At 62.1% G+C, this 22,118-nt stretch carries 22 protein-coding genes and 1 pseudogene; 15 read left to right on the forward strand and 8 right to left on the reverse strand.

The window, feature by feature from the left end; translation table 11 throughout:
- The gene (hpxD, locus tag BN3796_RS06135) at positions 1–1,038 is read right to left on the reverse strand and encodes a molybdenum cofactor-independent xanthine hydroxylase subunit HpxD (RefSeq protein ID WP_061707483.1); all 1,038 of its coding nucleotides are present in this window, start codon (positions 1,036–1,038) and stop codon (positions 1–3) included.
- A 124-nt stretch (positions 1,039–1,162) separates the two neighbouring features.
- On the opposite strand from hpxD, the gene hpxR reads away from it, so the two are divergent.
- Complete coding sequence (hpxR, locus tag BN3796_RS06140) at positions 1,163–2,074, forward strand: LysR family hpxDE operon transcriptional regulator HpxR (RefSeq protein ID WP_061707484.1); 912 nt, start codon at positions 1,163–1,165, stop codon at positions 2,072–2,074.
- Positions 2,075–2,077: 3 nt separating this feature from the next.
- On the opposite strand, the gene hpxO is transcribed toward hpxR, so the two are convergent.
- Positions 2,078–3,232 carry an FAD-dependent urate hydroxylase HpxO gene (hpxO, locus tag BN3796_RS06145; RefSeq protein WP_061707485.1) on the reverse strand — a complete coding sequence of 385 codons (1,155 nt, stop codon included), beginning with the start codon at positions 3,230–3,232 and terminating at the stop codon, positions 2,078–2,080.
- Between the two features lie 340 nt (positions 3,233–3,572).
- Here hpxO and BN3796_RS06150 point away from each other — a divergent pair, with 340 nt between their 5' ends.
- Genes BN3796_RS06150 through uraH form a run of 3 tightly spaced genes read left to right on the forward strand, consistent with a single transcriptional unit; the run spans position 3,573 to position 5,756 of the window.
- Positions 3,573–4,955, forward strand: a complete 1,383-nt coding sequence (locus BN3796_RS06150) for a nucleobase:cation symporter-2 family protein (protein ID WP_061707562.1) — start codon at positions 3,573–3,575, stop codon at positions 4,953–4,955.
- Complete coding sequence (gene uraD, locus BN3796_RS06155; protein ID WP_061707486.1) at positions 4,933–5,433, forward strand: 2-oxo-4-hydroxy-4-carboxy-5-ureidoimidazoline decarboxylase; 501 nt, start codon at positions 4,933–4,935, stop codon at positions 5,431–5,433. Before BN3796_RS06150 ends, uraD begins: the two co-directional genes overlap by 23 nt.
- On the forward strand, positions 5,430–5,756 hold the full coding sequence (uraH, locus tag BN3796_RS06160; protein ID WP_061707487.1) for a hydroxyisourate hydrolase: 327 nt from the start codon (positions 5,430–5,432) through the stop codon (positions 5,754–5,756). Before uraD ends, uraH begins: the two co-directional genes overlap by 4 nt.
- Positions 5,757–5,795: 39 nt before the next feature.
- Here uraH and guaD read toward each other — a convergent pair whose 3' ends face one another.
- Both guaD and BN3796_RS06170 read right to left on the reverse strand, forming a co-directional pair.
- On the reverse strand, positions 5,796–7,112 hold the full coding sequence (guaD, locus tag BN3796_RS06165; RefSeq protein WP_061707488.1) for a guanine deaminase: 1,317 nt from the start codon (positions 7,110–7,112) through the stop codon (positions 5,796–5,798).
- A gap of 98 nt (positions 7,113–7,210) precedes the next feature.
- The gene (locus BN3796_RS06170) at positions 7,211–8,698 is read right to left on the reverse strand and encodes an NCS1 family nucleobase:cation symporter-1 (protein ID WP_061707489.1); all 1,488 of its coding nucleotides are present in this window, start codon (positions 8,696–8,698) and stop codon (positions 7,211–7,213) included.
- Positions 8,699–8,842: 144 nt separating this feature from the next.
- On the opposite strand from BN3796_RS06170, the gene BN3796_RS06175 reads away from it, so the two are divergent.
- The 3 genes and pseudogenes from BN3796_RS06175 (at position 8,843) to puuE (ending at position 11,252) form a co-directional block, all read left to right on the forward strand.
- Positions 8,843–9,559, forward strand: coding sequence for a GntR family transcriptional regulator (locus BN3796_RS06175; RefSeq protein WP_061707490.1), 717 nt, complete (start codon positions 8,843–8,845; stop codon positions 9,557–9,559).
- Positions 9,559–10,396: pseudogene (gene hpxA / locus BN3796_RS06180) on the forward strand (allantoin racemase). The gene BN3796_RS06175 and the pseudogene hpxA overlap by 1 nt, the downstream one beginning before the upstream one ends.
- Positions 10,350–11,252: an allantoinase PuuE gene (gene puuE / locus BN3796_RS06185; RefSeq protein ID WP_238379220.1), complete on the forward strand. Its 903-nt coding sequence runs from the start codon at positions 10,350–10,352 to the stop codon at positions 11,250–11,252. The pseudogene hpxA and the gene puuE overlap by 47 nt, the downstream one beginning before the upstream one ends.
- Before the next feature lie 31 nt (positions 11,253–11,283).
- Here puuE and hpxZ read toward each other — a convergent pair whose 3' ends face one another.
- The 4 genes from hpxZ to hpxW are packed head-to-tail and all read right to left on the reverse strand — an operon-like array spanning position 11,284 to position 14,842.
- Positions 11,284–11,670 carry an oxalurate catabolism protein HpxZ gene (gene hpxZ, locus BN3796_RS06190; protein WP_061707493.1) on the reverse strand — a complete coding sequence of 129 codons (387 nt, stop codon included), beginning with the start codon at positions 11,668–11,670 and terminating at the stop codon, positions 11,284–11,286.
- Positions 11,667–13,064, reverse strand: a complete 1,398-nt coding sequence (locus tag BN3796_RS06195) for an AtzE family amidohydrolase (RefSeq protein ID WP_061707494.1) — start codon at positions 13,062–13,064, stop codon at positions 11,667–11,669. Before BN3796_RS06195 ends, hpxZ begins: the two co-directional genes overlap by 4 nt.
- Positions 13,061–13,249, reverse strand: a complete 189-nt coding sequence (gene hpxX, locus BN3796_RS06200; RefSeq protein WP_061707563.1) for an oxalurate catabolism protein HpxX — start codon at positions 13,247–13,249, stop codon at positions 13,061–13,063. Before hpxX ends, BN3796_RS06195 begins: the two co-directional genes overlap by 4 nt.
- A 9-nt stretch (positions 13,250–13,258) precedes the next feature.
- Positions 13,259–14,842, reverse strand: coding sequence for an oxamate amidohydrolase (gene hpxW / locus BN3796_RS06205; protein ID WP_061707495.1), 1,584 nt, complete (start codon positions 14,840–14,842; stop codon positions 13,259–13,261).
- A gap of 164 nt (positions 14,843–15,006) precedes the next feature.
- Here hpxW and hpxU point away from each other — a divergent pair, with 164 nt between their 5' ends.
- The 8 genes from hpxU to BN3796_RS20010 all read left to right on the forward strand — a co-directional run bounded on the left by hpxU (position 15,007) and on the right by BN3796_RS20010 (position 22,037).
- Positions 15,007–15,846, forward strand: coding sequence for a MurR/RpiR family transcriptional regulator HpxU (gene hpxU / locus BN3796_RS06210; protein ID WP_061707496.1), 840 nt, complete (start codon positions 15,007–15,009; stop codon positions 15,844–15,846).
- 201 nt (positions 15,847–16,047) lie between these two features.
- The gene (locus tag BN3796_RS06215; protein WP_061707497.1) at positions 16,048–16,833 is read left to right on the forward strand and encodes a transporter substrate-binding domain-containing protein; all 786 of its coding nucleotides are present in this window, start codon (positions 16,048–16,050) and stop codon (positions 16,831–16,833) included.
- A 9-nt stretch (positions 16,834–16,842) separates the two neighbouring features.
- Entirely contained in the window at positions 16,843–17,508 is a 666-nt protein-coding gene (locus BN3796_RS06220; protein WP_061707498.1) for an amino acid ABC transporter permease, read from the forward strand.
- On the forward strand, positions 17,508–18,164 hold the full coding sequence (locus BN3796_RS06225) for an amino acid ABC transporter permease (protein WP_061707564.1): 657 nt from the start codon (positions 17,508–17,510) through the stop codon (positions 18,162–18,164). The genes BN3796_RS06220 and BN3796_RS06225 overlap by 1 nt, the downstream gene beginning before the upstream one ends.
- Positions 18,145–18,882 carry an amino acid ABC transporter ATP-binding protein gene (locus BN3796_RS06230; protein ID WP_061707499.1) on the forward strand — a complete coding sequence of 246 codons (738 nt, stop codon included), beginning with the start codon at positions 18,145–18,147 and terminating at the stop codon, positions 18,880–18,882. The genes BN3796_RS06225 and BN3796_RS06230 overlap by 20 nt, the downstream gene beginning before the upstream one ends.
- 15 nt (positions 18,883–18,897) lie before the next feature.
- Complete coding sequence (locus tag BN3796_RS06235) at positions 18,898–20,139, forward strand: pyridoxal-phosphate-dependent aminotransferase family protein (RefSeq protein WP_061707500.1); 1,242 nt, start codon at positions 18,898–18,900, stop codon at positions 20,137–20,139.
- Positions 20,136–21,398, forward strand: coding sequence for an allantoate amidohydrolase (hpxK, locus tag BN3796_RS06240; protein WP_061707501.1), 1,263 nt, complete (start codon positions 20,136–20,138; stop codon positions 21,396–21,398). The genes BN3796_RS06235 and hpxK overlap by 4 nt, the downstream gene beginning before the upstream one ends.
- A gap of 447 nt (positions 21,399–21,845) precedes the next feature.
- Complete coding sequence (locus tag BN3796_RS20010) at positions 21,846–22,037, forward strand: DUF1272 domain-containing protein (RefSeq protein ID WP_073885107.1); 192 nt, start codon at positions 21,846–21,848, stop codon at positions 22,035–22,037.
- Positions 22,038–22,118 lie beyond the last annotated feature (81 nt).

Raw genomic sequence — 22,118 nt, forward strand, 5'->3', positions numbered from 1 at the left:
TCAGACGAGGAAAAAGTCGCCAAAGCCCATCTTCTTCAGCCCGCGCCGATAGGCGATAGAGCTGCGGTCGGCGGGGATGTGCGCTTCCAGGGTTAAATCCAGCGGCAGTCTCTCCGGGCGCTGGGTCTCCACCATCAGCCGATCCTCCTCAAAGACGCGCAGGTTAAATGCATGCACCTCTTCCACCGGCACGTGCAGGTCGAAATTGCGAGCGATGGGGGCGAACATCCGGGTGATGCGTGACGAGACCGGCGAGGCGGCATTCATGATGACCAGCCTGGCGTCACCGGGGAAATGGATGGTCAGGGTGGCGGTAAAGGGCAGATGCATCTCGAAATGGCGCAGCCACTGGAACCCCTCCGGGGCGCGAAATTCGGAGCTGGCGGGGTAGTTGCCGACGGAGCTCCAGTAGTCGGCGATAAAACCGAAAGCGGTCTCCTGCGGGTTATAGTCCGGCACCCGCTGGTTATCGGGATCGGCGAAGGTCTCGGTGTGGATCCACGCGAAATGGGCGACATCCAGAAAGCCTTCCACCTGACGGCCCGCGAAGCCGTTGACCTCAAAGGCCGGGCAGTTGATCTGCTGAAACCCCTCGTCATCCCAGTGCGGCATTACCGGCAGCGGCTGCGGGTTTTCCGGGTCGAAGGCCAGGCAGGTCCAGATCAGCCCATAGCGCTCCTCCACCGCAAAGCTGGTGAGGTGAAGCTTAGCCGGTATCGGCTGGTCAGGGCTGGAAGGGATGCGATTGCAGCGGCCATCTTCGCCGAAGCGCAGCCCGTGATAGGGGCAGACGATGCCTTCTTCGTCGTGAAAGCCGAGCGTCAGCGGCACGCCGCGATGGGGGCAGACGTCACGCGCGACCACCACCTGGCCCTTGATGCGGTAGATCACCAGCTGCTCATCGAGCAGCACGGCTTTCACCGGCGCGGGGCCGATATCGCAGGCGCGGGCGACCGGATGCCAGCATGATGCCAGGCGCAGCCAGTCTTCAGGATCGAAGGTGCAATGGGCGGGTGGGGTGGGTTGGGCTCTCTTCATGGCGTCTCTTCCTGCTCACAAAATAGTTGTTTAATTGTTGTGAGTTTATTGTTGCCATATTAGGGTGTTGACATCCATCGCCATTATTTCAGCTATCCGTTGCAAAAAAGAGAACAGGCAAACGATGAGCCCCTTTTCGCGTTTCGCGACCTATTTTGCCGAGGTAGCCCGCAGCGGCAGCCTGCGGCGGGCGGCCGAAAAATTGCATATCTCCCCCTCGGCCATTAACCGGCAAATCCTGCAGGCGGAGGAGGCCTTCGGCACCCCTTTATTCGAGCGTCTGCCGGAAGGGCTGCGCATGACCACCGCCGGCGAGCTGCTCTACAACGACCTGCTTCGCTGGCAGAAAGAGTTTCAGCTTACGCGGCAAAAATTTGATGAACTGCAGGGGCTAAAACGCGGCACCGTCAGCGTGGGCATGGTGCAGGCGCTCGCCGAGGGGAGTTTTGCCGCCGCGCTGGCGGAGATTATCAGCGGCTGGCCGTGGCTGGAGCTTAATCTGCAGGTGGCCGACAGCCATACCGTCAACCAGAGGGTGCGGCAGGCGGATCTCGATTTCGGCCTGATCCTCGATCCCGAAGGGCAGGCGGGGCTGAGCGTGCTGGCTTTTGCCGAGCTGGAGATGGGAGTGGTGATGCTCCCGGAGCATGCCCTGGCGCAGGCGGCGACGATCTCCCTGGGGGAGCTTAGCGGGGAGCGGCATATTATTCCCGGTGCGCCGCTTATCGTGCATGAGCGGGTGGCGATGCTCTATCGCCATTATGATTTTTCTCCGGCAAACAGCATCAGCTGCAACGATATCCGGCTGATCAAGTCGCTGGTGCTGAGGGGCAGTGGCGTCACCCTGCTCAGCCGCCTGGACGTGCTGGATGAGGTGAGGAGCAGGCAGCTGGCTTTTGTCCCGCTGCGCAACGCACTGCTGCGACCGCTCACGCTGGCCCTCTGTACCGCCCCCTCCCGGCAGCTTTCGCGACCGGCGCAAATGACGATCCAGAAGCTGACCGCGGTGATGGAGGCGATGCAGGAGAGCGCGTAACCGTCAGCCTAACGGACCGCCCTGAATGGTTTCGCACAGGCCGTTGATGATCCGCTCTCCGGTCTCTTCCTTCAGCTCATGATACCAGGCCTGGGTCAGCGCCATATTCTTGCCGTGGGTAACATCGCACCGTTTACGCGCCTTCAGCACCAGATCGCGCACCCGGTCGCAGCGCAGCGCTTCATACTGGCGCAGCGTGTCGGCAATGTCGCGGCGCTGGCGGAAGAGATCCCCCAGCACCACCGCATCCTCCATCGCCGCGCAGCCGCCCTGGCCGATATCGGGCGTCGTGCTGTGTCCCGCATCGCCCAGCAGCGCCACCCTGCCGCGCGCCAGCCTGTCGAACGGTTCGATATCATGAATTTCGATCCGGTTGGTGGTCTGCGGATCGAGCGCGGCAATCAGCTTCTGCACCGGCGCTGCCCACCCCTGAAAGTAACGGCTGAGATCGGCGCGCAGGGTGCTGCGATCCTCCGCCAGCCCCGCCGGGAGCGGCACATCAAAGAAAAAGTAGAACCGGCCGCCGGAGACCGGCATCAGGGAGACGCGTTTCCCTTCCCCGACAAAGGTGGTCCACTGGTTGCCCGGCGCAATCTCTTCATCGATCTCCACCAGCCCGTTCCAGTTCACATAGCCCGCGTAGCGGCGCTCCGGGGTATAGCCGAGCACAAAGGGGCGCAGCGCCGAATGGCTGCCGTCGGCGGCAATCAGAAAATCCCCCTGCGCCGTCGAGCCGTCGGTAAACCAGACGCGCACCCCGTCGGCGAACTCTTCGCAGCGGGTGACCCGTTTACCAAACTGCACGGCGTCGCGTCCCCAGAAGTCGAGCATCTCGCGCTGCAGCTCAGCGCGGGAGACCGGGCAGGGGCGTCCGCCGGTGCGCGCCACCAGCGGCGCGAGGCTGAACTGCGTCAGCGTCTCCCCCCGCAGGTACTCCTTATAGGCCAGAAAATGCATCGGGCCGCCGTAATTCTCGATAATCTCGCCCATGCCTAAATGCTGCATGCACTTCACGCCGTTAGGCCAGATGGAGATGGCCGCACCCACCGGCTTAATCTCTTTGACGGCTTCAAAAACCTCGCAGTCGATCCCTGCGTTTCTTAGCGCCACCGCCGCGCTCAGGCCGCCAATGCCGCCGCCGATAACCAATGCTTTCATTTATTCCTCCTTTACCCGTGTCGTAATGGGAGGAGCAATTTGCGTACCACAATGGCAACGACGCCCGGCTGGCGGAACGGGCGCGTGATGCGTGGCGGGTTGCACAAAACGGGTGCATAACCGCGCGCTGTTCGCCCTTTTATGAATCAATAATTTCTTAATGGTGTATTAAGAATCTAATGTTTCATAAGGGTGGTATGAACGAGACAAGGAGCAGGTGACAGGAAACAGTCATAACTGCCTGTAAAACAGGCTAAAAATCAATGTTGCGAAAATGTGAGCGATTCTGGCCTGGTTTATGCACCTCTTCTGGACGCTTATTCGCAACGGGATGAATCGCATGTCAGAGGAAAAGAACGGTGGCTTACTCTATGGCCTGGAGCAGCAGATCCCGCCGCTTCCGGCTTTTTTCAGCGCCCTGCAGCACGTGCTGGCCGGGCTGGTGGGGATTATTACCCCGCCGCTGATTATCGGCGCGGCGCTGGGGCTGGGCGACTGGCTGCCCTATTTGATCAGCATGTCGCTGCTGGCCTCCGGGATCGGCACCTTTTTACAGGCTAACCGCGCGTGGGGCATTGGCGCCGGGATGATCTGTATGCAGGGCACCAGCTTCGCCTTTCTCGGCGTGGCGATTGCCGGAGGAATGTGGGTTAAGGGGCAGGGCGGTACGCCGCAGGATATTATGGCGATGCTGTTTGGCGTCAACTTCATCGCCGCGCTGGTTCCCTGTATTGTCAGCCGCTTTATTGAACCGCTGAAGCGAATTTTTACCCCGGTCATTACCGGCAGCGTGATTGCGCTTATCGGGATGAGCCTGATAAAAGTCAGCATCATTAACTGGTGCGGCGGGGAGCACGCCGCCACCTTTGCCAGCATGGACAATATCGCGCTGGGCGCAGGGACGCTGGGCATCATCGTTCTGCTGAGTTGCGTGAAAAACCGCTGGCTGCGTCTTTCGTCGGTGGTCATCGGGATTGCTGTCGGCTGCGTCGCGGCGGCGCTGAGCGGCATGTTCCAGCTTAAACCGGTAGGGGATGTCTGGTTCCGCCTGCCGCAGCTTTTTCCGTTTGGATTTCAGTTCAACGGCGCCATCTTTTTGCCGATTGCGCTGGTGTCGCTGGTCTGTATTCTGGAAGCGGTTGGCGACCTGACGGCCAACAGCCTGATTTCACAGCAGTCGATCGATGACGGCGCCTTTCGCTCCCGGCTGAAAGGGGGCATTCTGGCAGACGGCATCAGCTGCATGGTGGCGGCGATGCTCTGCGCCTTTCCTAACACCACCTTTGCGCAAAACAACGGCGTGATCCAGATGACCGGCGTCGCCAGCCGCTACGTCGGGCGCTACATCGGGGTGATTCTGATCCTGCTGGGCCTCTTTCCGCCGTTTGGCGAGATCCTGCGTCAGATCCCCGCCCCGGTGCTGGGCGGTGCGACGATGGTGATGTTTGGCTGCGTGGTGGCGGCGGGGATCCGCATTGTCACCCAGAAGCCGCTGACCCGCCGCGATATGCTGATTGTCGGGCTGGCATTTGGTTTTGGGCTCGGCATCGAGGCGGTCCCCGCGTTTCTGACCCATTTCCCGCCGATTGTCGGCAACCTGTTTGGTTCCGCAGCCACCTGCGGCGGGCTGGTGGCTATCGTTCTTAATCTGATTATCCCGGAAGAGAAACCGGCCGTTGAAACCAGTACAAGGAGCACGGATGATCGCGTTGAATCACTTTAACCAGCTAAGCGGCCCGGAGGCCGCCGCCCTGCTGGCGCCCTGCGTGGCCATTCCCGGCTGGGCAAACGCGCTGGCTGACGGCCGCCCCTGGCGCACGCGAAGCGACCTGCTCCACGCCGCGAAGTATCTGATGCAGGCGTGGGGCGAAACGGAGCTGACCCAGGCGCTGAGCGCCCATCCGCGTATCGGTGAAAAACCGGCGGGGGAGCAGGCGCACGCGGCGCTCTCGCGGCAGGAGCAGGGAGACGTTAACGAGCGCGACGCCCGCCTGGCGCAGGCGCTGCGGGAGGGGAACGCGCGCTACGAGGCGCGATTTGGTCGGGTCTTTCTGATCCGCGCCAGAGGGCGCAGCGGGGAGGAAATTTTACAGGCGCTGTCGCGACGTTCAGGCAACAGCGAGAGGGAAGAAGTGCAGGAGGCGTTAGCGCAGCTGCGCGAAATCACGCTGCTCAGACTGGAAGGAGTCATTGGCGAATGAGTACCTTAAGCACGCATATTCTGGATATCTCCACTGGCCTGCCGGCAGAGGGGGTAAGGGTGGCGCTGGAGCGGGAGGGGGAGCAGATTGCCCACGGCGTGACCGATAAGAAAGGGCGCATCGGCGAGCTGGGCGCCGGGCCGCTGGCGGCGGGACGCTATCGGCTGATTGCCCTTATCGGAGAGTGGTTTGACGCCAGCGGGCGGGAGACGCTCTATCCCTGCGCGCAGATCGATTTTGTTATCCGCGAGGCAGCAGATGAGCACTATCATCTGCCCTTCCTGATCGCCCCCGGCGGCTGGTCCACCTATCGCGGCAGCTGACATCCCCCCGTTGGCACTGCTCACCGGGGCATCACCACGCTACTGCGCGGCATCTCCCCAGACGCGCTCGCCATTCACCCACGTCTCGCTGATATTGCGCTCATCCCCGAGGGTCATCAGCACGAACAGCTGCTCATAGATATCCTTGCAACGCCCGCTGCGTAACCGTTGCAGCGGCGTGACTGCCGGATCGATCGCCACAAAATCGGCCTCTTTGCCGGGCTGGAAATTACCAATCTTATCGTCCAGGCGCAGGGCGCGCGCGCCGCCGAGGGTGGCATGGTAGAACGCTTCGCTGGCGCGCAGGCGATAGCTTTGCAGCTGGCTCACCTTATAGGCCTCTCCGAGGGTGCGCAGCATGCTGAAGGTAGTCCCCGCGCCGACGTCGCTGCCGATCCCCAGCCGCACCCGCTTCTGCCAGCAGGTCGGTAAACGGAACAGGCCGCTGCCGAGAAAGAGGTTAGAGGTGGGGCAAAAGGCCACCGCCGAACCGGTATCATGCAGGCATTGCCACTCCGCGTCGGCCAGGTGGATACCGTGGGCGAAAACGCTGCGTTCGCCGGTCAGCCCGTAGTGGTGGTAGACGCCGAGATAGTGTTCATGCTCCGGCCACAGGCTTTTGACCCACGCCACTTCGTTGAGGTTTTCACTCAGATGGGTATGCAGCCAAGTGTCGGGAAACTCGTCGCGCAGCTTCTGCACCGCCGCCAGCAGCTCCGGCGTCGAGGTGGGGGCGAAGCGTGGCGTAATGGCGTAGCCCAGACGGCCCCGCTGGTGCCAGCGCTGGATCAGCTCGCGGGTCTGCCGGTAGCTCTGCTCCGCGCTTTCGCTAAGGTAGTCCGGCGCGTGGCGGTCCATCATCACCTTTCCGGCCAGCAGGCGCATATTAAGACGCAGCGCTTCGCTGAACAGCGAGTCCACCGATTCAGGATGGAGGGTGCAAAAGACCAGCGCGGTGGTGGTGCCGTGGCTCAGCAGCTGGCTTATAAAAAACTGCGCGATCTCCGCGGCGTAAGCGGCGTCGGCAAACTGGCTCTCCACCGGGAAGGTGTAGGTGGTCAGCCACTCCAGCAGCTGTTCGCCAAAGGCGCCGATCATCTCGGTTTGCGGATAGTGCACGTGCGCATCAACAAAGCCCGGCATCAGCAGCTTGCCGCGCAGATCGCGATAGCCTTTGAGGGGGTGCAGATACTGTTCGCCCTCCTGCCACGGCAGCAGCGCTTCGATACGCCCGTCCCGCAGAAACAGCACGCCGTCCTCCAGATAGCGCGCGTGGCGGGCGATATCGTCAGCGCTGTCGGCGACGGCGGCGATATCGAAAAATGCGCCGCGAATGGCGGTATGGTACTCCATCATTATCTCTGTCCTGGGCGTTAGCGAAAAAAGAGACTGAGCAAGATTGATGCCAGTCCCGGGGAGAAGCGCCGCGACGCGAGGCCGCGGCGCAGGCAGCCTTACTCTTTCTGGGGGAGGGGGCTAAACCCGGCGGCGGTCACCGCGCGCTCGTCGCGGGCAATCCAGCGGTAGGCGACGCCGCTCAGGAAAACGCCGATGAACCAGCTGAAGTTCGCCACCTCATGCAGCGCCGGAATGAAACTGATGACCAGCCCAACGGCGACGGAGGGGATCAGCGCGGCGATCGCCTTTGGGTTAAAGCCGTTGCGGTACCAGTATTTCCCCGCTGGCGTATCGTTGAAGAGATCGTTAACCGAAACCTGGCCGCGCTTAATCAGGTAGAAGTCCACCAGCAGGATGCCGAACAGGGGGCCGATAAAGGCGCCCAGCACGTCGAGGGTGTAGTGGATCAGCTCCGGTGAGTTAAAGAGGTTCCACGGCGTCAGCAGAATGGAGCCCACGGCGGCAATCATCCCCCCGGTGCGGAAGCTGATTTTCTGCGGCGAGCAGTTAGAGAAATCGAACGCCGGGGAGACAAAGTTCGCCACGATGTTGATGCCGATGGTGGCGATAATCATGGTCAACAGGCCAATGGCGACCGCCAGGTCGTTACCCACGCGGCTGACGGTCTCGATGGGGTCGGTGATCATGCGGCCAAAGAGCGACTGGGTGCCGGAGACAATTACCACGGTGACCACGGAAAAGAGCAGAAAGTTGAACGGCAGGCCCCAGCGGTTGCCGCGGCGGATCTCCCCCATGCTTTTCCCGTAGCGCGAGAAATCGCCAAAGTTGAGCAGGGGGCCGGAGAAGTAGGAGACCACCAGCGCGGTGGCGGTGATCATCTGCCAGGTCTGATCCCCGGTGCTCAGGGATTTGCTGGCGAGGGTAAAGGAGATCCCGTCGACACCGGTTTTGTATACAATCCAGCCCGCCAGCGCCAGCATCACCACGTAGACCGCCGGTCCGGCGATATCGATAAAGCGCTTGATGGCGTTCATCCCGTGCCAGAAGACCATCGCCTGCAGCAGCCACATGGCGGAGAAGCAGAGCCAGCCGAGCAGCGAGAGGCCGAGGAAGTGGCTTTCAGTAAGCGGCGCCAGCGACGGCCAGAACTTCAGCAGCACCAGCATCAGCGCGTTAGCGGCCAGATAGGTCTGGATGCCGTACCACGCGAAGGCGATAAGCCCGCGGATCACCGCCGGAATATTGGCCCCGAACACGCCAAACGCCTGGCGGCAGATGACCGCGTACGGCACGCCCGCCATCTGGCTCGGCTTCGCCACCAGATTGGCGCAGAGCTGGACGATACAGATCCCCACCAGCAGACAGAGCAGCACCTGCCAGCTCGCCAGCCCGAGCGTAAAGAAGCTCGCGGCCACCACGTAGCCCCCCATGCTGTGTACATCCGACATCCAGAAAGAAAAGATGTTGTACCAGCTCCAGTTCTGATCCCGCGTCGGCGCCAGATCCTCATTACAAAGCCGTGGGCTGTATCCAGCGTGGGGATCAGCGGCCTTTACCTGATGTGTTGTTTGTCTGTTTGGCATGAAACCTGCTCCTGTAAATGAAAACCCGTTGAAGGGGATGCCTGAGGCTGTTGCAGGATCCAGGCCAGGGCGGTTCGTTTTGTATGCAGAATTTGAATGTTATGTATACGGTTCGCTGCCCATACGACAAAACCGGAGTGGTTAATGAGCAATCCACATCGTCTGCAGGCCGCATCAGGGCTGCATGAAAAAGATGACGCTATCTGTCAGGCGCTGATGACCGCCATCGTTGAGCATCAGCTGCCGCCGGGCAGCAAACTGCCGGAAGAGGCGCTGGCGGAGGTGTTTGGCGTGAGCCGCACCGGGATCAGAAAGGTGCTGCAACGACTCGCAACTGTGCAAATGGTCACCCTGACGCCCAAACGTGGTGCACAGGTCGCCAGCCCGACGGTGGAGGAGGCGCGGGAGATCTTTCGTACCCGCACGCTGCTGGAGGTGGCCAATCTGCCGGACGTGCTGGCCCGCTGCCAGCCGCCGCATCTGGCGGCGCTGGAGACGATCATTCGTCTGGAGCAGCAGGCACACGAACGTTATGACGGCGCGGCGGCGATTCGCTACTCCGCTGAGTTTCATATCCAGCTGCAGGCGATTGCCGGTAACCAGGTGCTCACCGATATGGTGACCCGCCTGAGCCAGCGCTCTTCTTTAGTAATTGCGGCGTGGGGATCGCCGTGGCGTCAGGGCTGCCGCTGCGACGATCACGAAAGCCTGCTTCCGCTGCTGCGGGAGAGGGCGCTGCAGCCTTTGAGCGACGCCTTAACGCACCATTTTAACGACATTGTCGCCAGCCTCCGCTTCGAGCGTTCTGGCGTCACCTTGCCTGATTTTGCCCGGCTGTTTGCCGGTTATAAGGAGCCGTAATGCGCGCTGTTCGTATACAGGTGATTAATCCCAACACCAGCCTCGGGATGACGGAAACCATCGGCGCCGCCGCCAGGGCGGTGGCCGCGCCGGGAACCGAGATCCTGGCGGTCTGCCCCGGCGAGGGGGTGCCTTCCATTGAGGGCCACTTTGATGAAGCCATCGCCGCCGTCGGCGTGCTGGAGCAGATCCGGGCCGGTCGCCAGCAGGGAGTGGATGGGCACGTGATCGCCTGCTTTGGCGATCCCGGCCTGCTGGCGGCGCGCGAGCTGGCGCAGGGGCCGGTGGTGGGGATCGCGGAAGCGGCGATGCATATGGCGACGCTGGTGGCGACCCGGTTTTCTGTGGTGACCACCCTGCCGCGAACGTTGATTATCGCCCGCCACCTGCTGCGCCAGTACGGTTTTCACGACCACTGCGCGGCGCTGCACGCCATTGATCTGCCGGTGCTGGCGCTGGAGGACGGCAGCGGCCTGGCGCAGGAGAAGGTACGGGCGCGCTGTATCCGGGCGCTCCGGGAGGATGGCTGCGGGGCGATCGTCCTCGGCTGCGGCGGGATGGCGACGCTCGCGCAGGCGCTGACCCGCGAGCTGGGCGTGCCGGTGATCGATGGCATCAGCGCGGCGGTCAAAATGGTTGAATCGCTGGTGGCCCTTGGCCTGTCGACCAGCAAGCAGGGCGATTTGGCTTTTCCGGAAGCGAAGGCGTTAAGCGGCAAATATCAGACATTAAATTCATTCTAAACAGGAGGTGGCAGATGGCGTTTCTGGCAGAGGATTATCCGCGTGACCTGCGCGGCTACGGGGGAGAGCCGCCGCACGCGCGCTGGCCGGGTAACGCGCGGATTGCCGTGCAGTTTGTCCTTAACTACGAGGAGGGGGCGGAAAATCATATCCTGCACGGGGATGCGGGCTCCGAGCAGTTTTTGTCCGATATTATCGGCGCCGCCAGCTACCCCGACCGCCATATGTCGATGGACTCTTTATATGAGTACGGCAGCCGCGCCGGTTTCTGGCGCATCCACCGGGAGTTCAGCCGACGCGGACTCCCGCTGACGGTGTTCGGCGTGGCGATGGCGCTGGCGCGCCATCCCGATGTGGTGGAGGCGATCAAGGCGGCCAACTATGACGTGGTGAGCCACGGCTGGCGCTGGATCCACTATCAGGGTATGTCCGTCGAGCAGGAGCGGGAGCATCTTTATAAAGCGGTGCAGGTATTAACCGACCTTTTCGGCAGGCCGCCCACCGGCTGGTACACCGGACGTGACAGCCCGAACACCCGCCAACTGGTGGCGGAGCATGGCGGCTTTGATTACGACAGCGACTACTATGGCGACGACCTCCCTTTCTGGAGCGAGGTGACCTGCAGCGACGGCACCCGCAAGCCGCACCTGATTGTGCCTTATACCCTCGATGCCAACGATATGCGCTTTGCCACCGCGCAGGGCTTCAATACCGCCGAGCAGTTTTATACCTACCTGAAGGACAGTTTTGATGTGCTCTATCAGGAGGGCGAGGATGCGCCGAAGATGATGTCCGTCGGCATGCACTGCCGTCTGCTGGGGCGTCCGGGGCGTTTTCGCGCCCTGCAGCGCTTCCTCGATTATCTGGAGCAGCACGACAGGGTGTGGGTCTGCACCCGCCAGCAGATAGCGGACCACTGGCGCGCGGTCCATCCCTGGCAGCAGAAATAACAGCGTTCCTCCCCGGGCGGGGAGGCGCTTTTTAGCTCATCAGGCTGACCTGGGCGGCAACGATGCGCCAGCCGACGGGGAAACGCACCCAGGTCTGCTGCTGGCGGCCAGTCCGCTCGCTCCCCTCCCGGGTAAATTCGGTGCTGCACACCGCGTAATCCTCTCCGAAGGTGGTGATGGTGGTGCGCTGTAGCTCGCGCTGTAGCCCGGCGGCGGGGCGGGCGGCGCGAAAGGCGCGAATTTCCTCGATGCCGTAGAGATTCTCCCCGGCGCCCAGCCGCACCGTGCGCGGATCGTGCCAGAATAACGCATCCAGCACCGCGATATCATTACTCACCAGCGCCGCCTCATAGCGGTAAAACGCCGCCGCCACCTCGGCGAGAACGTGTGGCTGGTTTATCTGCTCCTGATTAATCATGCGGCTATCTCCGCCGGGCGGGCGTCGGTAATGCCCGTCTGCTCCAGCATCTGCGCCACGCGCAGGCAGGCTTGCTCGTTAAACGGGGCGGCGATCAGCTGCAGCCCGATGGGCATGCCGTCCGCGGTGCGCAGCGGCACCGTCACCACCGGCAGGCCGAGGAAGGAGATGGGCTGCGTCAGCATTCCCATGCTGGCGCGGATCGGCAGCGGCTGGCCGTTGATCTCCATCGTCTGCGCGCCGATAAGCGTGGCGCTACACGGCGTGGCGGGGGCGATCAGCACGTCGGCGCGGGCGAACAGGGCTTTAAACGCCTGCTGCGCATAACGGCGAAAGCGCTGGGCCTGAATGTACCAGGGGGAGGGGATCATCGCGCCGGCCAGCAGGCGTTCCCGGGAGTGGGGCTCGAAACGTTCCGGCTGGCTACGCAGCGCGGGGAGATACTGATTGCCCCCTTCGCTGGCGCTGATAATAAACGCCGCCGACCGGGCCAGCTCCGCCTCCGGGAAAATCAGCTCCTCCTGGACGTCAAGCGCCCGGGCGACGCGGGCTACCGCCGCCCGCGCATCCTCATCGCACCAGCTGGAAAAATATCCCCCCAGCGTGGCGCAGCGCAACCCCTCCATTCCGCGCCAGAGCAGGCCGGAGGTGGGCTCGCAGGTTTTGTCGGCCTGGAAGCCGTCGGTCGGATCGCGTCCCTGCAGCGCATCGTATACCGCTGAAAGATCGCTGACGCAGCGGGCAAACGGGCCGATATGGTCAAGGCTCGCCACAAACGGGTGGCTGCCGGATCGCGATAACCGGCCAAAGGTTGGCTTCAGGCCAAAGATCCCGCACAGCGATGCCGGGACGCGAATGGAGCCGTTGGTATCGCTGCCCAGCGAGAAATGGACCAGCCCGGCGGCCACCGCCGCCGCCGACCCGCCGGACGAACCGCCGGCAATACGGGAAAGATCGTGCGGGTTGCGCGTCGCGCCGTAGTGGCTGTTTTCGGTGGTAAAACCGTAGGCGTAGGCATCCATATTCAGCATGCCGGAAAGCAGCGCCCCCGCCCCCTGCAGCTGGCGCACAGCCTGGCTGTCGGCGGTGGCCGCAGGCCGGTCACTGAAAAGCTGCGCCCCGGCAAGGGTGGTGTGGCCTGCCACGTCGAACAGGTTTTTCACCGCGTAAGGCACGCCTGCCAGCGCGGGGAGGGGCGCTTTTTTCTGCCGCAGGGTGTCGATAGCCTGCGCCTCAGTAAGCATCCGCTCTTCGCTGATGTGGGTCCAGGCGTTGATCTGCGGGTTTACGCGGGCAATGTCCGCTAACGTCTGGCGGGCAATTTCTGTGGCGCTCAGCTCACCGCGGTTTAGCGCGTGCTGTATCTCATGGATGGTCATTTCAGGCAGCTTCATGCTTTATAGACTCCGGCAATATCGATGCGTTCGTCGAGGGGAAAGGCCAGCAGCGGCGCGGCCATGGCGGCTATGCGGCTAAACTGCGCATGAAGCTCGGCGCGGCGTTCATCGTCCAGTTTCACGCCCAGCAGCTGCTCCATCTGGGCGAGATAAGCGTCCCATTCGTGTAGTGATGTCGTCATCATTTGCTCCTAATATCCGGCGGCGGAGCCGTTGCTGCGCGGATCGCTGGCCCCCTCACACAGGCCGTTGGGATGGCGGACAATCACCCCGGCGTGACCCATCGCTTCGCTGAAATCGGCCAGCACCTCCACTTCATGCCCCTTTTTGCGCAGGGACTGAATGCTTTCGGCGCAAAAACGCCCTTCCAGCTTGAGCGAATCGGAACTCTCGCCCCAGGTTCGCCCCAGCAGCCAGCGCGGGCGGGTGATGCTCTCCTGCAGCGGCACGTTTTGCAGGACGTAGCGGGTAAAAATCGCCGCCTGGGTCTGCGGCTGACCGTCGCCGCCCATGGAGCCGTAAACCATCACCCGGCCATCGCTCAGCCGGGCGGCGGCGGGGTTGAGGGTGTGAAACGGCTGCTTGCCGGGGGCGAGCGCCAGCAGGTGCGCCGGGTCGAGGCTGAATGACGCCCCGCGGTTCTGCCAGACAATCCCGGTATCCGGCAGCACCACGCCGCTGCCAAACTCGTGATAAAGGCTCTGGATAAAGGAGACCGCCAGGCCGCTTTTATCGATAACCCCCATCCAGACGGTGTCGCCCGGCCCCTTGCCCGCGCCCCACGGGGCGGCCTGCCGATCGTCAACTTTATCCGCCAGCGCCTGCAGCGCCGCAGGCGTCAGCAGGCTCTGGATATCGACATCAAGATGGCGCGGATCGGTGATATGGGCGTCGCGCAGGGCAAAGGCCAGCTTGGTCGCCTCCACAATCCGGTGGACGGTCGTCGCATCGTCAGCATCCGCCATCGCCAGCCGGTCGGTTATCCCCAGAATGGCCAGGGAGACCAGCCCCTGGGTGGGCGGCGCGAGATTCCACAGGGTACCGTGCTGATGCTCCAGCCTGAGCGGCTGCGGGCGGCGGGCGCGATGCTGCTGCAGATCGCGCAGGGTGACCGGCATACCATACTGCGCCATGCCGCGGGCCAGATGCTCCGCCAGCGGCCCGCGGTAGAAGCTCTCCAGCCCTTCCTCCGTTAAGCGGCGCAGGGTGCTCGCCAGCGCGGGCTGCCGGAAGCGGCTGCCGGCTTTCGGCGGCTCCCCCTCCACCAGGTACGTTTCGGCGAAACCGGGCTGGTGGCGCAGCTCGTGCAATTTACCGGCGGTGGCGCTGGCCTGCGAAGCGGTGACCGGGATACCCTCTGCGGCGTAGCCGATGGCATCCTCCAGCAGGCGCGCCAGCGGCAGTTCCCGGGCGGTGAGATCCCGCGACACCTTAAGCGCCTCCTCCCAGCCGCTGACGGTGCCCGCCACGGTCAGCGCCGCCTGCGGGCCGCGGTGGGGAATACGCGCCAGCCCGGCGTAGGCCTGCGGGGTTGCCTGCTCGCCCGCCGCACCGCTGGCGTCAATGGCGATGGGCTCGCCGTCCGGCGGGACGATAAGCCAGAAACCGTCGCCGCCGAGGCCGTTCATATGGGGGTAGACCACCGCGATCGTGGCGGCGGCGGCCACCATCGCCTCTATGGCGCTTCCGCCTTCGCGCAATATCGCCAGCGCGCTCTGGCTGGCGAGATGGTGGGGGGCGACCGCCATCCCGTGGGCGGCAACATGACTTTGCATGATCTCTCCTTAATAACCGATTGTTCCCGGAGAGTTGCAAAAGCTGTTCCATATCTGAACCGGTTGTTTCAGCAGGGGAGGAATTAACCCTTTTTGCGGAACTGGCATGCATCCTGAAAGCGGTTAACGGTATAGTGCGGTGAAACGAAAGTTACAGAGGCCTTATGCAACAGCTTGATGAACGACTGAAAGCGCAGTACGCGTCTTTATCGCCCCAGGAGCAGCGGGTGGCGGATTTTATTTTCGATCATTTTGACGACCTGATTAGTTACAACAGCGCCGAGCTGGCGCAGCTGAGCGGCGTATCGAAAGCGACGGTCAGCCGTCTCTTTAAGCGGCTGGGCTATGAGAAATATAAAGATATGCGCGATGAGCTGCGCACCCTGCGCCAGAGCGGTATGCCGCTGACCGACCACCGCGACGCGGTGCAGGGCAACACCCTGCTGGCACGCCACTATAAGCAGGAGATGGCAAACCTCACCCTGTGGGTTAACGCCCTGGACGTGCAGCAGTTTGCGCAAGTGATCCAGGCGCTGGCTGCCGCCCGGCGCGTGTTTATCGTCGGGATGCGTAACTCCTGGCCTGCGGCGCTGCACCTGCGCCAGCAGCTGATGCAGGCGCGCGGGCAGGTGCAGGTGCTGCCTCAGCCGGGGCAAAGCTTAAGCGAAGAGCTGGTGGACCTGACCGCAGAGGATCTGGTGGTGGTGATGGCCTTTCGCCGCCGCCCGCGAATTATTCGCCCCCTGCTGCAGCAGCTTCAGGAGCGCGAGGTTCCGGTAGTGCTAATGTGCGAGCCGCAGGCCCACAGCCTCTTTCCACTGGCGCGCTGGCAGCTCTGCGCGCCGCTGGACAGCGTCTCCGCCTATGACAGCTATGCCGCGGTTAACAGCCTGATCAACCTGCTGGCGAACGCCTTTCTGCATGAAATTCTCGATAAGGGCCGCCCGCGCATCCACGATATCGCCACGCTTTACCAGCAGCTGGACGAACTCGAACAGCGCTAATGGGGCGCCGTCATGGTGCTTTGCCTTCTTTTGGTGCGACTAACCGCAGGGGAAACCGGCAGGTTTCCTCTTCTTTTTTCTTTCTCTCCTTAATTGACGCCTCTTTAGCGGGAAGATGGCGTTTCGCCTGTTTTGGCACATTAGTTGCAAAAGTTAATCATAAGAATCTTTTGTTTCACGCTAACGTAACGGGTGACTACCATGAAGAAATTGCTTATCGCACTGGCCGGGGCCGCATGTCTGTTAACTAACCTGTCGGCGGCGAAGGCTGACCAGCTGCAGGATATCGAAAAACGCGGCGTTATCCGCATCGCGGTGCCGCAGGATTTCCCGCCGTTTGGCTCGGTGGGGACCGATCTTCAGCCGCAGGGCTATGACATCGATACGGCGCGCTACCTTGCCAAAGCGATGAAGCTCAGGCTGCAGCTGGTGCCGGTCACCAGCGCCAACCGCGTGCCCTATCTGCAAACCGATAAGGTTGATCTGGTGATTTCCAGCCTCGGTAAAAACGCCGAGCGTGAAAAAGTGATCGATTTTAGCCGCGCCTACGCGCCGTTCTTCCTCGGCGTGTTCGGCCCCAAAGGGGCAGAGCTGAAAGATCCGGCGGCGCTGAGCGGTAAAAGCGTGGGTGTCACCCGCGGCGCTGTGGAGGATATGGTGCTGAGCAGCGTGGCGCCGAAAGAGGCGCAGATTAAGCGCTATGAAGATAACAACACCACGCTGTCGGCTTATCTCTCCGGGCAGGTGGAGTATGTGGCGACCGGCAACCTGGTGGTGGCGGCCATCTCCCGCCAGAACGCGGACAAAGCTCCGGTGCCGAGCTTTATGCTGAAAGACTCTCCCTGCTTTATCGGCCTGAAAAAGAACGAACCGGCGCTGAAGGCGAAAGTGGATGCGCTGATTGAGCAGGGGATAAAAGATGGCACCCTCAACGCGCTCTCAGAGAAGTGGCTGAAAGCGCCGCTGCCTGCCAGCCTTGGCGTATAAGGCCGGGGCATGACGGAGCAACTTGATTTTTCCGCGCTCTGGCCGCTCTGGCCGGAGCTGCTGGCAGGGCTGTGGGTGACCATTCAGCTGACGGTGCTGGCGACCGCGGGCGGGCTGGCGATCGGTATTACCGGCGCGGCCATTCGCAGCGGGCGCACTACCTGGTTCAGCCGGATCTGGGGCGGCTATGTGGAGCTGATCCGCAACACGCCGTTTGTGGTTCAGCTCTTTTTTATCGTCTTTGGCTTACCCAATCTTGGGCTAAAAATGACCGCCGGCGAGGCGGCGCTGCTGGCGATGGTGGTGAACCTCGGAGCCTACAGCACCGAGATTGTGCGCGCCGGGATCCAGGTGACGCCGAAAGGGCAGTGGGAGGCGGGGCGGGTGCTGGGGCTGAGCCGGACGCAGACCTTTATCCGGGTCATCCTGCCGCCCGCGTTGCAGCGCATTTATCCCGCGCTGGTGAGCCAGTGCATTATCGTGATGCTGGGTTCATCGGTGGTGTCGCAGGTCTCATATGAGGAGCTGACCTTCGCCGCCAACCTGATTCAGTCGCGTACTTTTCTGAGTTTTGAAGTCTATCTGGTGACGACGGCCATCTATCTGGCGCTGTCGATAACGATGCGCCAGCTGCTGATGGCGGCGGGGCGTAAATGGCTGGGGGTACAGGCATGATGACCACCTTTACCGACTGGGATATCGTCCGCAATCTGCTGCTGGCCGGACGCTGGACGGTGCTGCTCTCTCTGGTGGCGTTTGCGGGCGGCGCGCTGGTCACCCTGGCGCTGCTTCTGCTGCGCCTGACCGGCGGGCGGGCGGTGCAGCGCCTGATCCGCGGCTATATCGAACTCTTTCAGGGAACGCCGCTGCTGATGCAGCTTTTTCTCGCTTTTTTCGGCATGGCGCTGTTCGGCATCGACGTTTCGGCCTGGACCGCGGCGTCGCTGGCGCTGACCCTCTATACCAGCGCCTTTTTGCTCGATATCTGGCATGGCAGCATCCGCGCCCTGCCGAAAGGGCAGTGGGAAGCTTCGCGCTGTCTCGGACTGAGCTTTGGCCAGACGCTTTATCGCGTGGTCGCCCCGCAGGCGCTGCGTATCGCTATCGCCCCCACGGTGGGATTCGCCGTTCAGGTGATTAAGGGGACGGCGCTGGCGTCGATTATCGGCTTTATCGAGCTGACGAAGGCGGGGACGATGCTGACCAACGTCACTTACCAGCCCTTTAAGGTTTTTGCGCTGGTGGCGCTGGGCTACTTCCTTCTGTGTTACCCGCTGTCCCGCTACAGCCGCCATCTGGAGAACAAATTCAATGCCTCTCATCACCATTAATCAGATGCAGAAATATTACGGCGATAACCACGTGCTCAAGGGGGTCGATCTGGATATCGATATGGGCGAGGTTATCTCGATTATCGGGCGCAGCGGGTCGGGCAAAAGTACCCTGCTGCGCTGTATCAACGGCCTCGAAGGCTATCAGGACGGCAGCATTAAGCTCGGCGGGATGACCATCACCGACCGCGACTCCCAGGCGCGGGAGATCAGCCGTTCGGTGGGGATGGTGTTTCAGAACTTTAACCTCTTCCCGCATATGACGGCGCTGGAAAACGTCATGCTGGCGCCGCGCCGGGTGCTGAAAAAAAGCGCCGCCGAATGCCAGGAGCTGGCCCGGCGGATGCTGGAGAAGGTCGGGCTGGGGGACAGGCTCGATTACTATCCGGCGAATCTCTCCGGCGGCCAGCAGCAGCGCGTGGCGATTGCCCGCGCGCTGGCAATGTCGCCCAAAGTTTTACTTTGTGACGAGATCACCTCCGCGCTCGACCCCGAGCTGGTGGGGGAGGTGCTCCGGGTGCTGGAGCAGCTGGCGGCAGAGGGGATGACGCTGATTCTTGTCACCCATGAAATGAATTTTGCCCGCGAAGTGGGCGACCGCGTGGTGTTTATGCATCAGGGGCGCGTCTGGGAGCAGGGCGACAGCAAAACGCTGTTTGCTAACCCGCAGACCACCGAGCTGAAGCAGTTTATCTCCTCCGTGCGCGGTCTTAACTAACTCAAGGATTTTTCGATGGATATCACCCAGTTTTCGCAAATCAATCCGCCGCAGCGCCTGCTGATGGGGCCGGGGCCGATCAACGCCGATCCGCGCGTGCTGCGCGCCATGTCGAGCCAGCTTGTCGGGCAGTACGATCCGGCGATGACGCACTACATGAACGAGGTTATGGCGCTCTATCGCGGCCTGTTTCGCACTGAAAACCGCTGGACGATGCTGGTGGACGGCACGTCGCGGGCGGGCATAGAGGCGATCCTGATCTCAGCGATTCGCCCGGGTGACAAAGTGCTGGTGCCGGTGTTTGGCCGCTTCGGCCATCTGCTCTGCGAAATCGCCCGCCGCTGCCGGGCGGAGGTGCATACCATCGAGGCGCCGTGGGGAGAGGTCTTTACTCCGGATCGGATCGAGGACGCTATTAAGCGGGTGCGTCCGCGTCTGCTGTTGACGGTGCAGGGGGATACCTCCACCACCATGCTGCAACCGCTGGCGGAGCTGGGGGCGATCTGCCGCCGCTACGACGTACTCTTTTACACCGACGCCACCGCCTCGCTGGGGGGCAACCTGCTGGAGACGGACGCCTGGCAGCTGGATGCCGTCTCGGCGGGAATGCAAAAATGCCTCGGCGGGCCGTCCGGGACCTCGCCCGTTACCCTCAGCGCGCGTATGGAAGAGGTGATCCGCCGCCGTAAATGTATCGAGGAGGGGATCCGTACCGATGCGCACCATGATGGGGTCGACGAGATGGTCTATTCCAACTACTTCGACCTCGGGATGATAATGGACTACTGGGGGCCGGAGCGCCTTAACCACCATACGGAAGCGACCTCCGCGCTCTTTGCCGCCCGCGAGTGCGCGCGCCTCATTCTTCAGGAGGGGCTGGATAACGCTATCGCCCGCCATAAGCTGCACGGGGACGCGCTGTTAAAAGGGATCCTGGCGATGGGGCTGGAGACCTTTGGCGATCTGCAGCACAAGATGAACAACGTACTGGGCGTCGTTATCCCCCGGGGGATTAATGGCGACCAGCTGCGCAAGCTGATGCTGGAAGATTTTGGTATCGAGATCGGCACCTCTTTCGGGCCACTGCACGGCAAGGTGTGGCGCATCGGCACCATGGGTTACAACGCGCGTAAAGAGTGCGTGATGACTACCCTCAGCGCGCTGGAGGCGGTGCTCAACTACCTCAAATTCCCCACCACCCAGGGGGCGGCGATGCAGGCGGCCTGGGATCACTATTGCGCCGGGACCCCCCAATGAGTCAACCAGCACGCCAGCAGGCGCAGAGAGAGCAGGCCGCCGCGCGGGTAATGGCCCGCGCCGACGAGCTGGCCGCGATAAGCGAAACGCCGGGCGCGCTGACCCGCGTCTATTTATCTCCCCAGCATCTGCAGGCCAACCAGCAGGTGGCGCAGTGGATGCGCCAGGCCGGCATGACCGTCTGGCAGGACTCAGTCGGTAATATTTGCGGACGTTATGAAGGAGAGCTGGAAGGGGCACCGGCCATTCTGCTGGGATCGCACCTTGATACGGTGCGTAATGCGGGGCGTTACGACGGGATGCTGGGTGTGCTGACGGCGATCGAAGTAGTACAGGCCCTGCATCAGCAGGGGCGGCGGCTGGCGAAGGCTATCGAGATTGTCGGCTTTTGCGATGAGGAGGGGACACGGTTCGGCATCACCCTGCTCGGCAGCCGGGGGCTGACCGGCACCTGGCCCGCCAGCTGGCTGACGCAGACCGACGGGGAGGGCATTAGCGTAAGCGAGGCGATGTTGCAGGCCGGGCTGGATCCGAAACAGATAAGCCTGGCCGCCCGTCGCCAGGCGGAGATTGCCGCCTATCTGGAGCTGCATATCGAGCAGGGGCCCTGCCTGGAGCAGGCGGGGCTGGCGCTCGGGGTCGTCGAGGCGATCAACGGCGCGCGTCGCCTGAACTGCTGCTTTACCGGCGAGGCCGGACACGCGGGGACGGTGCCGATGAGCCATCGCAAAGATGCGCTGGCGACCGCGGCCGAGTGGATGATGCAGGTTGAGACGATGACTCGCGAGCACAGAGGAAATCTTGTGGCGACGGTGGGCACGCTGCGCTGCGCGCCCGGCGCGGTTAACGTCATCCCCGGGGAAGTCTCCCTGTCGCTCGATATTCGCGGGCCGCATAACGAACCGCTCGATGCGCTGCTGAACGCGCTGCTGGCGCAGGCGCAGGCGATTGCCGCCCGTCGACATATGGAGTTTCGCGCCGATGAGTTTTATCGCATCGCCGCTACCCCCTGCGACAGCGGGTTACAGGCGGTATTACGCGACGCGGTGCAGACGGTGCAGGGACGTTCGCTCACCCTGCCGAGCGGCGCCGGGCATGACGCCATCGCCATCGCCGAGCGCTGGCCGGTCGGCATGCTGTTTGTGCGCTGTAAAGGGGGGATCAGCCACCATCCCGCGGAGTCGGTTACCGTTGACGATGTGGCGCTGGGGATCGCGGCTTACGCGGCGGCGGTGGGGGCGTTGGGGGCGTTAGGATAAGGCAGGCGCGGGATAAATTGAGGGAGCAAAAAAGCCCGCAGGGGGTGAGCCGTGCGGGCTCTTAGGACTTCATCGGATGACTGTGGTAATCACGCTGGAGAGTTTTGGTGGGCGTCCTTGTAATTGGCGGGGGAGGTGGTTGAGTTTGTTAGGGATTTTGGTTTTTTGCGAGAAAGGGAAGGCGCAAAAAGGGGGAGATGGTGTTGATATGGAAGGGTTATCTGATTGATTGTTAGGGTGGGAGTTTGCGTGTTGGTTGAGGCTTTGATGGAAGTTGTAGGTTGATCGTTCTTTCCAAAAAGTGAGCGTTTCTGTCGAATAATTCAATCTCTTGATTTTTCCTGACTGTAGACAATGCTCACCTAATACACACTAACAACTGAAGGCGATACTGGTAGTTGGCCTTTGGTATATCTAATGATGTCCCTTTAACAATAAGAGAGAACCATGCTTGAACTCCGTCCTAATTGCGAATGCTGTGATAAAGATCTACCACCTGAATCAAAAGAGGCATACATCTGTTCATTCGAATGCACATTTTGCGTCGATTGCGTGACCCAACGACTTAATGGCCAGTGTCCGAACTGTGGAGGGGAGCTGGTGCGACGTCCAATACGCCCCGAAGCATCCCTCCTGTGACACCCTGCATCCAGTCAGCGTCACCATAAACAGTAGAGATGAAAACTATGTTCGCTCCTTGCTCATAACGGCCCAAGTGAT

The sequence above is a fragment of the Pseudenterobacter timonensis genome, from assembly GCF_900021175.1.
GTDB classification, from domain to species: domain Bacteria; phylum Pseudomonadota; class Gammaproteobacteria; order Enterobacterales; family Enterobacteriaceae; genus Enterobacter; species Enterobacter timonensis.

Excerpts from the sequence above, each read along its gene's own strand:
- BN3796_RS06215 (WP_061707497.1), top strand. The coding sequence starts at position 16,048 with ATGAAGAAATTGCTTATCGCACTGGCCGGGGCCGCATGTCTGTTAACT.
- hpxX (WP_061707563.1), bottom strand. The coding sequence starts at position 13,249 with ATGACGACATCACTACACGAATGGGACGCTTATCTCGCCCAGATGGAG.
- hpxU (WP_061707496.1), top strand. The coding sequence starts at position 15,007 with ATGCAACAGCTTGATGAACGACTGAAAGCGCAGTACGCGTCTTTATCG.
- uraH (WP_061707487.1), top strand. The coding sequence starts at position 5,430 with ATGAGTACCTTAAGCACGCATATTCTGGATATCTCCACTGGCCTGCCG.
- BN3796_RS06195 (WP_061707494.1), bottom strand. The coding sequence starts at position 13,064 with ATGAAGCTGCCTGAAATGACCATCCATGAGATACAGCACGCGCTAAAC.
- BN3796_RS06235 (WP_061707500.1), top strand. The coding sequence starts at position 18,898 with ATGGATATCACCCAGTTTTCGCAAATCAATCCGCCGCAGCGCCTGCTG.
- BN3796_RS06170 (WP_061707489.1), bottom strand. The coding sequence starts at position 8,698 with ATGCCAAACAGACAAACAACACATCAGGTAAAGGCCGCTGATCCCCAC.
- BN3796_RS06230 (WP_061707499.1), top strand. The coding sequence starts at position 18,145 with ATGCCTCTCATCACCATTAATCAGATGCAGAAATATTACGGCGATAAC.
- BN3796_RS06220 (WP_061707498.1), top strand. The coding sequence starts at position 16,843 with ATGACGGAGCAACTTGATTTTTCCGCGCTCTGGCCGCTCTGGCCGGAG.
- BN3796_RS20010 (WP_073885107.1), top strand. The coding sequence starts at position 21,846 with ATGCTTGAACTCCGTCCTAATTGCGAATGCTGTGATAAAGATCTACCA.
- hpxD (WP_061707483.1), bottom strand. The coding sequence starts at position 1,038 with ATGAAGAGAGCCCAACCCACCCCACCCGCCCATTGCACCTTCGATCCT.
- hpxZ (WP_061707493.1), bottom strand. The coding sequence starts at position 11,670 with ATGATTAATCAGGAGCAGATAAACCAGCCACACGTTCTCGCCGAGGTG.
- uraD (WP_061707486.1), top strand. The coding sequence starts at position 4,933 with ATGATCGCGTTGAATCACTTTAACCAGCTAAGCGGCCCGGAGGCCGCC.
- BN3796_RS06225 (WP_061707564.1), top strand. The coding sequence starts at position 17,508 with ATGACCACCTTTACCGACTGGGATATCGTCCGCAATCTGCTGCTGGCC.
- BN3796_RS06175 (WP_061707490.1), top strand. The coding sequence starts at position 8,843 with ATGAGCAATCCACATCGTCTGCAGGCCGCATCAGGGCTGCATGAAAAA.
- hpxK (WP_061707501.1), top strand. The coding sequence starts at position 20,136 with ATGAGTCAACCAGCACGCCAGCAGGCGCAGAGAGAGCAGGCCGCCGCG.
- hpxW (WP_061707495.1), bottom strand. The coding sequence starts at position 14,842 with ATGCAAAGTCATGTTGCCGCCCACGGGATGGCGGTCGCCCCCCACCAT.
- hpxO (WP_061707485.1), bottom strand. The coding sequence starts at position 3,232 with ATGAAAGCATTGGTTATCGGCGGCGGCATTGGCGGCCTGAGCGCGGCG.
- BN3796_RS06150 (WP_061707562.1), top strand. The coding sequence starts at position 3,573 with ATGTCAGAGGAAAAGAACGGTGGCTTACTCTATGGCCTGGAGCAGCAG.
- guaD (WP_061707488.1), bottom strand. The coding sequence starts at position 7,112 with ATGATGGAGTACCATACCGCCATTCGCGGCGCATTTTTCGATATCGCC.
- hpxR (WP_061707484.1), top strand. The coding sequence starts at position 1,163 with ATGAGCCCCTTTTCGCGTTTCGCGACCTATTTTGCCGAGGTAGCCCGC.